Source organism: Flavobacterium sp. CECT 9288 (assembly GCF_918731615.1).
Classification (GTDB): Bacteria; Bacteroidota; Bacteroidia; order Flavobacteriales; family Flavobacteriaceae; genus Flavobacterium.
In genome coordinates, this window is sequence record NZ_OU957226.1 from 1,166,670 (window position 1) to 1,177,862 (window position 11,193).

Annotated in this window: 10 protein-coding genes; 9 read left to right on the forward strand and 1 reads right to left on the reverse strand. The window is 31.9% G+C overall.

Going from position 1 to position 11,193, the window contains the following annotated elements; genetic code table 11:
• The first annotated feature begins 189 nt into the window (after positions 1–189).
• From nagB to LQ189_RS05170, 3 genes are all read left to right on the forward strand, one after another.
• Positions 190–2,127, forward strand: a complete 1,938-nt coding sequence (gene nagB, locus LQ189_RS05160; protein ID WP_230154734.1) for a glucosamine-6-phosphate deaminase — start codon at positions 190–192, stop codon at positions 2,125–2,127.
• A 98-nt stretch (positions 2,128–2,225) separates the two neighbouring features.
• Positions 2,226–4,295 (forward strand): beta-N-acetylhexosaminidase, encoded by a 2,070-nt coding sequence (locus LQ189_RS05165; RefSeq protein WP_230154735.1) that lies wholly within the window; start codon positions 2,226–2,228, stop codon positions 4,293–4,295.
• A gap of 221 nt (positions 4,296–4,516) precedes the next feature.
• Positions 4,517–6,136: an ABC-F family ATP-binding cassette domain-containing protein gene (locus tag LQ189_RS05170; RefSeq protein WP_086454974.1), complete on the forward strand. Its 1,620-nt coding sequence runs from the start codon at positions 4,517–4,519 to the stop codon at positions 6,134–6,136.
• Positions 6,137–6,202: 66 nt separating this feature from the next.
• On the opposite strand, the gene LQ189_RS05175 is transcribed toward LQ189_RS05170, so the two are convergent.
• A complete protein-coding gene (locus LQ189_RS05175; RefSeq protein WP_176330745.1) occupies positions 6,203–6,376 on the reverse strand; it encodes a hypothetical protein in 174 nt (57 codons plus the stop codon).
• Between the two features lie 199 nt (positions 6,377–6,575).
• Between LQ189_RS05175 and pyrR the strand changes: the two genes are divergently transcribed.
• The 6 genes from pyrR to LQ189_RS05205 all read left to right on the forward strand — a co-directional run bounded on the left by pyrR (position 6,576) and on the right by LQ189_RS05205 (position 10,807).
• Positions 6,576–7,121 (forward strand): bifunctional pyr operon transcriptional regulator/uracil phosphoribosyltransferase PyrR, encoded by a 546-nt coding sequence (gene pyrR / locus LQ189_RS05180; protein WP_086454975.1) that lies wholly within the window; start codon positions 6,576–6,578, stop codon positions 7,119–7,121.
• 35 nt (positions 7,122–7,156) lie between these two features.
• A complete protein-coding gene (locus tag LQ189_RS05185) occupies positions 7,157–8,083 on the forward strand; it encodes an aspartate carbamoyltransferase catalytic subunit (RefSeq protein ID WP_230154737.1) in 927 nt (308 codons plus the stop codon).
• A 67-nt stretch (positions 8,084–8,150) separates the two neighbouring features.
• On the forward strand, positions 8,151–8,483 hold the full coding sequence (locus LQ189_RS05190) for a ribonuclease Z (protein WP_230154739.1): 333 nt from the start codon (positions 8,151–8,153) through the stop codon (positions 8,481–8,483).
• Between the two features lie 70 nt (positions 8,484–8,553).
• The gene (locus LQ189_RS05195; RefSeq protein WP_230154741.1) at positions 8,554–9,459 is read left to right on the forward strand and encodes a ribonuclease Z; all 906 of its coding nucleotides are present in this window, start codon (positions 8,554–8,556) and stop codon (positions 9,457–9,459) included.
• 40 nt (positions 9,460–9,499) lie between these two features.
• A complete protein-coding gene (pdxH, locus tag LQ189_RS05200) occupies positions 9,500–10,144 on the forward strand; it encodes a pyridoxamine 5'-phosphate oxidase (protein WP_230154743.1) in 645 nt (214 codons plus the stop codon).
• A gap of 159 nt (positions 10,145–10,303) precedes the next feature.
• Positions 10,304–10,807, forward strand: a complete 504-nt coding sequence (locus LQ189_RS05205) for a CAP domain-containing protein (RefSeq protein WP_230154745.1) — start codon at positions 10,304–10,306, stop codon at positions 10,805–10,807.
• The last annotated feature ends 386 nt before the right edge of the window (positions 10,808–11,193 follow it).

An 11,193-nucleotide genomic window follows, 5' to 3' on the forward strand; every position in this document is an offset into this window, starting at 1 on the left:
TTTTTATTTTTTTGCTCCAAGTAATACTCCTAAATTTGAAATAAAGTAAAAAAAAGATTTCATTTTTTTAATACTTTAATTGTCATTAATTATTTAAATGTAAATAATATAAAAATCAAATATTGTTTTGAAAACAAAGGAATTATAAAGTGAAAAATAAAATTAGCAAGAATATAAAATTACAATACAATGAAAAATACTTTAGACATAAAACCGGATATTAGCTACAAAAGTGCTGGTAAATTTGAAGAAACTCGATTTGAAAAAATTCACAACGAAATTTTTAAAAACTCAGTAGAGGCTTCAAAAATTGTTGCTGAAGAGATTGCTACTTTAATTCGATCCAAACAAGAAGAAAATAAGAATTGTGTTTTAGGTCTGGCTACTGGTTCTTCTCCAATAAAAGTATATGAAGAATTGGTTCGTATGCATAAAGAAGAAGGCTTAAGCTTTAAAAATGTGATTACATTCAATTTGGATGAATATTATCCAATGAATAAAGAAAGCAAGCAGAGCTATCATTATTTTATGCATCAGCATTTATTTAATCATATAGACATTCATCCTGATAATGTTCATATTCCTGACGGAACAGTGGCTATTGAAGAATTGAATCAATATTGTATTGATTATGAAATGAACATTAAAAATGCAGGAGGCCTTGATTTTCAATTATTAGGAATAGGTCGTACGGGACACGTAGGATTTAATGAGCCAGGTTCACACATCAATTCAGGTACTCGAATCATTACTTTAGATCATATTACTAGAGTAGATGCTTCTTCTGATTTTAATGGAATTAATAATGTACCCAAACGCGCCATTACAATGGGAGTTTCTACCATTATGCGTTCTAAACGAATTGTTTTGATGGCTTGGGGACAAAATAAAGCTGATATCATCAAAAGAACGATTCAAGGTGAGATTAGCTCTGAAGTACCCGCTACTTTTTTGCAAAATCATCCAAACGCTACATTTGTTTTGGATCAATCAGCGGCTTCGTCTCTAACTCGTTTTGAAACACCATGGTTGGTAGGTGAGTGCATTTGGAACCAAGAATTAAAAAGCAAAGCAATAGTTTGGTTGTGTCAAAAAACAAATCAGTCTATATTAAAACTTACCGATAGAGATTACAATAACAACGGTATGTCTGACTTGTTAGCTCAAGAAGGTTCTGCTTATGATTTGAATATTAATATGTTCAATGTGTTGCAACATACCATTACGGGTTGGCCTGGAGGAAAACCTAATGCCGATGATGCACACCGACCAGAAAGAGCTAATCCTGCTAAAAAGAGAGTGATTCTATTTAGTCCTCATCCAGATGATGATGTGATTTCTATGGGAGGAACTTTTGCAAAATTAATCAAGCAAGGACATGAGGTTCATGTAGTGTATCAAACTTCTGGAAACATTGCTGTAACAGATGATGAAGCTTTAAAATTTGCTGAAGTATGTAATGATTTTGTAGGAGAAGATAGTAGTAAAATTAATTTTCAAGCCGTAATTGATTTCTTAAAAAATAAGAACGACAATCAAGTTGATTCTCTAGAAGTTAGAAAATTAAAAGGGTTAATTAGAAGAAGAGAATCTTATGCAGCAGTGCGTTACATTGGATTGAAAGATGAAAATGTCCACTTTTTAGATTTACCTTTTTACGAAACAGGTCAGATAAAGAAAAATCCGCTTGGATCAGAAGATATTGAAATTGTGGCTGATATTATTGCTAAAATTAAACCGCATCAAGTTTTTGCAGCGGGAGATTTAGCTGATCCACACGGTACTCACGAAGTATGTTTGAATGCCATTTTTGCAGCTTTAAAACAATTAAAAGCTAAACCTTACATGAAAGATTGTTGGTTGTGGTTATATAGAGGCGCTTGGCATGAATGGGATTTACATGAAATTGATATGGCTGTACCGTTGAGTCCAGATGAAGTATTATTGAAACGACAAGCCATTTTATTCCACCAATCTCAAAAGGATCGTGTGATGTTTCAAGGTAATGACTCGAGAGAATTTTGGGTACGTGCCGAAGATCGAAATAAAAATACTGCTAAATTATACGATGAATTAGGATTGGCAGAATATGAAGCTATTGAAGCTTTTAAAAGATTTGATTATTAAGAATTAAAATCCATTCGGTTGATTATTCAGCCGAATGGTTCTTCTCAAAAATCAGGATTATAAACCTGACGGAAGATATTTATATACCAAAACCTCTCATGAAATACCTTTTTGTACTGTTTTTTATAACATTATCTACAACTGCTCAAGTTGCTAAAGAGTCCTTGAATTTAATGCCTTGGCCTCAAAAAGTAGAACTTAAGTCAGGAAATTTTGATTTAAAACCTACTTTTAAAGTTAATGTTACAGGGCAACCTAATGAAAGAATCTTTGGAGCGGTTTCTAATTTTTTAAGACGATTAGATGGTAGAACGGGCTTGTTTTTTAAGCAAGGTTTTGTGACTTCAACAAATGAATTTCCAGATGCACAATTGCACATTAATTGCACAAAAGCAGGGAAAATTGGTCTATATAAAGATGAAAGTTATCAATTGACAGTTCAATCGAATGCTATTGTGATCAACGCTTCCTCAGATTTAGGTGCGATGCATGCATTGGAAACTCTTTTGCAGTTGCTTCAAAACAATGCAACTTCTTTCTATTTTCCAAATGTATCTATAACAGATATGCCCCGTTTTACTTGGCGTGGATTAATGATTGATGTTGCTAGACATTTTCAACCAGTTGATGTGATTAAAAGAAACTTAGATGCAATGGCTGCTATGAAAATGAATGTTTTTCACTGGCATTTAGTTGACGATCAAGGTTGGAGGATTGAAATGAAGAAACATAAAGTGCTCACAGATAAAGCATCTGATGGTCTTTTTTATACTCAGGAAGAAATTAAAGGTATCGTAAAATATGCTGCCGCCAGAGGAATTTTAGTTGTACCTGAAATTGACGTGCCTGGACATGCCTCAGCGATTTTGACTGCCTTTCCAGAAATTGGAAGTAAAGTAATAACTGTAAATAAAGGGTCTGCTGAAACAACCCAGAAAGCATCAGGATTAGTAACCTATTCATTAGAAAGAAATGCAGGAATTTTTACGCCAACTTTAGACCCTTCTAATCCAAAGACGTATCAATTGTTGAGTGAAATTTTTGATGAAGTTTGTCCGTTATTTCCAGGGAAATATTTCCACATTGGAGGTGATGAAAACGAAGGTAAAGATTGGGATTCGAATCCTAAAATTCAGGAATTCATGAAGAAAAATAAGCTAACCAACAATCATGAGTTACAAACTTATTTTACGATGAAGTTAATTCCGATGTTAAAAAAGCATCAAAAAGAATTGATGGGATGGGAAGAAATTATGACCAAAAACATGTCAAAAGAAGCCATAATTCATTCCTGGAAAGGGCCTAATGAAGGAGTAGCTGCTGGTAGTTCTCTTATTGCTGCTGCTTCTAATGGTTATAAAACAGTATTGTCTAATGGTTTTTATGTAGATTTAGTTCAAGGCGTTGAAAGTCATTATTTGAATGATCCAATGCCTAAAAACAATACACTATCGTCAGAAGAAAAAGCTAGAATTCTAGGTGGTGAAGCTACAATGTGGAGTGAATTGGCTACACCTGAAACCATCGATTCAAGAATTTGGCCTAGAACCGCAGCTATTGCCGAAAGACTTTGGTCTGACGCCAATGTAACGGATTTGGCCAGTATGCGAAAAAGATTGAAAAACATTTCTTTTCGATTGGAAGAATTAGGAATTACGCATATTAGAAATAAAGATGTGTTGTTGAGAAATATCAGTAACAATCAAAATACTGCTGCTTTACAAACATTTTCAGCAGTTTGCGAGCCTCTGAAAATTTATTCCCGTAATGCGGGTGGTACTGAATATCAAATGTATTCTCCCTTTACTTTGTTTGCTGATGCATGCACACCAGATGCTGAGGATGCTTTAGTTTTTAATGAATTAGTAGCAGATTATATTAAAAGTAAAGAGGTGTTATTAGAAAAAGAAATTGACTTTTTTTTGAATAAATGGATACAAAATCATAAAGAATTAGAGGGTTTAAGTCAAAATGCTCCATTGGTGCAACCTCTTTTGCCTTTGTCTAAAGCATTACATGATTTGTCAGAGCAATTACTTTTTAAGTTACAAAAGAAACCCAATTATAATACGTCTCTAGCAAAAGAGTTACTAGAAAAATGCAACTCTAAGGCCCATGCAGATGTAGAACTTGCTGTTTTTACAGGTTTAAAGAACTTGGTAGAATAATTTTTTTTGTTCAATTATTAATATGTTTAGTTTATTTAGTTTTATTGATTTTTGAATTGGTATTAATTTCTTTTTCAAATTTTTAATTTTTTTATAAGAAATTTTTATCAGAGAGGATATCTAAATGATGTCCTCTTTTTTTTTGAGAACTTAAAATGATAAAATGAAATTAAACTAAGCGAATTTTGTACTTTTGCAAAAAATTATTAAAATTATAATTCATGTTAACAGTAAATAATTTATCAGTTCAGTTTGGCAAACGAATATTGTTTGACGAAGTAAATACAACCTTTACACACGGAAATATTTATGGCGTTATCGGAGCTAATGGGGCTGGAAAATCTACTTTCTTAAAAATCATCGCTGGTGATATGGATCCTACTTCGGGACACATTCACTTAGAACCTGGCAAGCGTATGTCTGTTTTAAACCAGAATCACAACATGTTTGATGAACATACAGTACTAGAAACAGTAATGATGGGAAACAAAGTTTTGTATGCTGTGAAAAAGGAAATGGACGAACTGTACTTGGATTATAATGATAAAAATGCGGATAGGATAGGGGAGTTGCAAGTCCAGTTTGAAGAAATGAATGGTTGGAATGCCGATTCTGACGCTGCATCAATGCTTTCAAATCTAGGTATAACTGAGGAGAACCATTACACATTAATGGGTGATCTTGAGGGGAAAATTAAAGTACGAGTGTTATTGGCGCAAGCCTTGTTTGGAAATCCTGATTTATTAATTATGGATGAGCCTACTAATGACTTGGATTTTGAAACCATTGCGTGGTTAGAAAATTTCTTAGCAAATTATGAAAATACGGTAATAGTCGTATCGCATGACAGACACTTTTTAGATTCTGTATGTACTCATATTTCTGATATTGACTATAATAAAATCAATCATTACTCTGGTAATTACACGTTTTGGTATGAGTCGAGCCAGTTAGCTGCAAAGCAACGCGCACAACAAAACAAAAAAGCAGAGGAAAAGAAACAAGAATTAGAAGAATTTATTCGTCGTTTTTCTGCCAACGTTGCCAAGTCTAAACAAGCAACTTCTCGTAAAAAAATGATTAGTAAATTAAATATTTCCGAGATAAAACCTTCTAGCCGAAGATATCCTGCCATTATCTTTGATCAAGAGCGTGAAGCAGGAGATCAAATCTTGAATGTACAAAACTTGAGTGCCTCTATTGACGGAGACATTTTGTTCAAGGGTGTAGATTTGAATATGGCCAAAGGAGATAAGATTGTCCTTTTTTCAAAAGATTCTCGCGCTACTACTGCTTTTTATGAAATTTTGAACGGAAATCAAAAAGCAGATTCGGGTAGTTTTGATTGGGGAGTTACAACAAACCAAGCGTATTTACCAGTTGAAAATCATTCGTTTTTTGAAAGTGATTATTCATTAGTAGACTGGTTGCGTCAATGGGTAAAAACAGAAGAAGAGCGTGATGAGGTAAATATTAGAAGTTTCCTTGGGAAAATGATTTTTTCAGGTGAAGAAGCTTTAAAAACATGTCGTGTTTTGTCTGGTGGTGAAAAAGTACGATGCATGTTGTCTAGAATGATGATGGAACGTGCTAACGTGTTAATGCTTGATGAGCCTACGAATCACTTAGATTTGGAATCAATTACGGCTTTTAATAATTCATTAAAAAATTTTAAAGGATCCGTGATTTTTACCACGCATGATCATGAGTTCTCTCAAACTGTAGCTAATAGAGTAATTGAGCTTACTCCAAATGGAGCCATAGACCGTTACATGACATTTGATGACTACTTAGATGATGAAAAAGTACAAGAATTGAGAGTGAAAATGTATTCTAAATAATAAAAAATCCCGCTATTGCGGGATTTTTTTTGATATAAATTCTAGCTTAAGTTTTTTGCAGTGCTATTATTTTCTTTTGAATATTTTTGTGATTATAAAAAGTAAAATTGCAATAACAGCAATAACTAAAAAAATACCCACACCTACACCGGCTTTAAAAATTCCTTTTACAATGGAACAACTTGATAAAGTGATTAAAAGGAAAGATAATAACGAGATTCTAGTAGCTATTTTTTGCATGATATAAGGTTTTTAATGTTGTTATTGTATTTTGTAAATTTACATTTAAAAGTAAAAATGTTTGTTACATAATTATCGAATAAAATTATAAATTGAAGTCAACCTAATTTTTATAATATCATGCAGTATTTGTTTATATTTAATTTGAAAATGCTAAATATGTATTTGTATATTTGTGTAACCAAAGAATAAATACGCTATGAGCCAAAAAGTATTGCTTACTGCTAAAGAAGTTACTATCATTTTACACCGTTTGGCTTGTCAATTAATAGAAAAACACCTCAATTTTTCAGATACGATTTTGGTAGGAATTCAACCAAGAGGAGTTTTTTTAGCAGAACGTTTAAAAGAAATTTTACAAGACGAATATCAAACTCCTGAAATCCAGTTGGGGTATCTCGATATAACTTTCTTTAGAGATGACTTTAGAAGAACGGATAAACCATTAGAAGCCAATAAAACTAAGATCAACTTTATTGTTGAAAATAAAAAAGTAATATTTATAGATGATGTGTTATTTACTGGTCGTAGTATTAGATCAGCATTGACTGCAATCCAATCCTTTGGTAGGCCATCAGAAATTGAATTACTAGTCTTAATTGACAGACGATTCAGCCGTAATTTACCCATTCAACCTGATTATAGAGGAAGACAGGTAGATGCTATCAATAATGAAAAAGTAAAAGTAAGTTGGAAAGAAAATGATGGTGAAGATGGTGTTTATTTAATCACTAGTGAATCATAGTAATTGCAAATCAGAAAATATAATCGTAAATAGAAATGAAAGAATTAAGCGTAAATCATTTATTAGGTATAAAGTACATCAATAAAAATGATATTGACTTGATATTTGAAACCGCAGATCATTTTAAAGAAGTTATTAATAGACCGATAAAGAAAGTTCCATCGTTACGAGATATTACAATAGCTAATATTTTTTTTGAAAACAGTACACGAACAAAGCTTTCCTTTGAATTAGCTCAAAAACGTTTGAGTGCTGATGTTATTAGTTTTTCTGCAGCACAATCCTCAGTTAAAAAAGGCGAAACATTAATAGATACCGTTAACAACATCTTATCTATGAAAGTAGATATGGTAGTAATGCGACATTCTAATCCGGGTGCCGCATATTTTTTATCAAAAAATGTCAAAGCAAGTATTGTTAACGCTGGAGATGGAGCTCATGAGCATCCTACACAGGCATTGTTAGATAGTTATTCTATAAGAGAGCGTTTAGGTGAAGTTGCGGGTAAAAAAGTTGTCATAGTTGGTGATGTTTTGCATTCAAGAGTGGCACTGTCTAATATCTATGCTTTGCAAATGCAAGGTGCCGAGGTAAAAGTATGTGGGCCAAAAACGTTAATACCAAGATACATCAATTCATTAGGAGTAGGTGTTGAACCTGATTTAAGAAAAGCATTAGAATGGTGTGATGTGGCTAATATGTTGCGCGTACAAAATGAGCGTATGGATGTTAATTTTTTTCCATCAACACGGGAATATGCTCAGCAATACGGCTTAGATAAAACGCTTTTAGATTCCTTAAGCAAAGAAATCGTGATTATGCACCCTGGACCTATTAATAGAGGAGTTGAGATCACAAGTGAGGTAGCAGATCATCACCAATCTGTAATTTTGAATCAGGTTGAAAATGGTGTTGCCATACGAATGGCTGTCATTTATTTATTGGCCTCAAAAATTCAATAACTATATTCAGTACTTTAGATAAATAATGTACCACTAGATTTTTATAAATGTATTTAAATTTAATATCATGAAAGTAGATCAAAAAGGACACACAATAGTAATTCGAGATACACAAGGTGACTTTACATCTTTTTTAATGAAAATTACACACCAATACAAGACATTTGAAAAGCATAACATTATTATTGATTTGTTGATGTATGAAAGTATGTCTATATCAGACATAAAACTTTTTTTGCCTTTATCAAAGGATCATAAAAAAGCAAAAAAATCATTTGTAATAGTGACCTCTGATTTTGATTATAATGCAGTTCCTTCAAAATTAACTGTTGTTCCATCATTATTAGAGGCACATGACATTATTGAAATGGAAGAGATTGAAAGAGATTTAGGCTTTTAATCAATTGAATTCGGTTTTTTAAACCTTTTGATTGATTCAAGCAAGTATAAATAATCGAATTAAACACACCTTGAAATTAACAATACTTGGTTGCTATGCAGCCACTCCTAGGACTTTTACAAATCCTACATCACAGGTTTTAGATATTAACAACAGGCTCTTCCTAATTGATTGTGGCGAAGGTACACAAGTTCAGCTTCGAAAAAATAAAGTGAAGTTTTCTAGAATCAATCATATTTTTATTTCGCATTTACACGGAGACCACTTTTTTGGTTTAGTAGGTTTGATATCTACATTTTCATTATTAAATAGGACTACTGATTTACATATTTATGGTCCCAAAGGGATTAAAGAGATTATAAAATTACAACTGAGATTATCAAACTCCTGGACAAATTATGGATTGTATTTTCATGAATTAGAATCCTTAGAAAGTGAAATAATTTTTGAGGACCATAAAGTTATTGTCAAAACAATTCCGCTTAAGCATAGAGTGTATACCAATGGTTTTTTGTTCCAAGAAAAAATAGGAGAGCGAAAATTAAATATTGAAGCAGTACAAAACTATGCTATAGATACTTGTTATTACCAAAATATTAAAAACGGTAAAGACATTACCCTTGATAACGGTAGTGTAGTTTTAAACAAGGATCTTACCTTTGATCCTGTTCCAGCTCTTAGTTATGCATTTTGTTCTGATACAGTTTATAATGAAGATATACTTCCTATTATAAGTAATGTAGATGTGCTGTACCACGAATCGACTTTCTTACAATCAGAGGAAAGTTTAGCTAAAAAAACATTACATTCTACTGCCAAAGAAGCTGCTTTAATTGCCCTGAAAGCTAATGCAAAACAATTAATTCTAGGACATTATTCAACACGCTATGAAAGTATTGAAATGTTCAAACAAGAAGCAGAAACTGTTTTTCCAAATATATTATTGGGTGACGACGGTAAAAGCTTTGAATTTTAAAATGCAAATAATTTAAAAACACTATTTAAACTATACGATAATGAATGATTTAAGTGATTATAGAAAGTCATATGATAAAAGTGAACTTTTAGAAAGTAACATTCCAGAAGATCCTATAAATTTATTTAATAGATGGTTTCATGAAGTTGAAGACTATGGAGGAGATAGTGAGGTAAATGCCATGACATTATCAACAATTGGTTTAGATGGTTTTCCAAGAGCAAGAGTTGTTTTATTAAAGAAATTTTCTGAAGAAGGTTTCATTTTTTATACTAATTATAATTCAGAAAAGGGTAGGGCTATTATTGAGAATGATAAAGTTTGTTTATCATTTTTTTGGCATACTATGGAGCGACAGGTGATTATTAAAGGAGTAGCCACTAAAACTTCTGAAATGATTTCAGACAATTATTTTGACTCTAGACCAGATGGCAGTAAACTTGGGGCAATTGCATCCAACCAAAGTGAAGTGGTTGCATCTAGAGCTGAGCTGGAAAGTAACTTAAGTAAGCTTGAAGTTGAGTTTGAGAACATGCCAATTCCAAGACCTGGATATTGGGGAGGCTTCATTGTAAATCCTTCAGAAGTAGAGTTTTGGCAAGGCCGTCCTAATCGTTTACATGACAGAATACGTTATGTTTTTCAAGATGATCAAACTTGGAAAATTGAAAGACTTGCGCCATAAGATATAAATAAACTTACAATTTTGAATTTATGATGTAGTTCATCGATTTTATTTACCTTATAACGGATTTTTATCTATATTTGAATAAGAAATAAAATTAGATTACTAATTATAAAGTTTGTTGCCCCACAATCGACTTTAAGTTTAACCTACGACATTATGACTACAAAAATACTTCGTACATTATTGCTAAGTTTAGTGGTATGTATATTAGCGTCATGTTCATCTAATAGTTCAGATGAAGAAATTAATGAGCCTACTGTACAAAAAGTTTCTAATTTTTCGTATAGTGCTTTTGAAATCGAAACGATGGATTTAATTAATTCTTATCGTGTAAGTAAAGGTCTTAATCCACTTTTGAAAATTAATCATATGTCTTTTAAGTCTGAAGAGCATGACAATTATATGATTGAAAATAATGTTGTTAATCATAATAATTTTGTTGAAAGATCAGATAATATCATAAAAACTTTAGGAGCTAAGACAGTTAGCGAAAATGTAGCTTACAACTATAATACTCCTCAATCTGTTCTTAATGCATGGCTTGCAAGTCCAGGACACAAAGCAGTAATCGAAGGTAATTTTACTCACTTTGGTTTAGCAGTTAGAGAACATCCTACAACTGGTAGAAAATATTTCACAAATTTATTTGCTAGAATTTAAGTTTTTTAAGTTTTTTTTTTTTTTGAAGCTATCTCATAACTATGAGGTAGCTTTTTTATTTCTACTATCAGCTGTTTTAAGGTCTAATTTAAGTTTTATTAGACGGTATATTAATTAGCATTTACTATTGTAAATATGAATAATTGAACCATTTATCACTCAAAATCACAGTGGTTTTTTAGAAAATGAAGAGATAAATTCTTTACAGTTGTTATCACTAAGGTAACGTTTAAGATAAAAGACAAGTAAATATTCCCTTTGATATATCTTGTTTGAGCTTTCTACCAATTCATTTGTACTCTCTATTTAGCTAATTTATTTTTTAGATAGTATCGCAAAAAAAACCTGAGGTGTTAGCCTCAGGTTTAAAATTAAATTAAATTGAT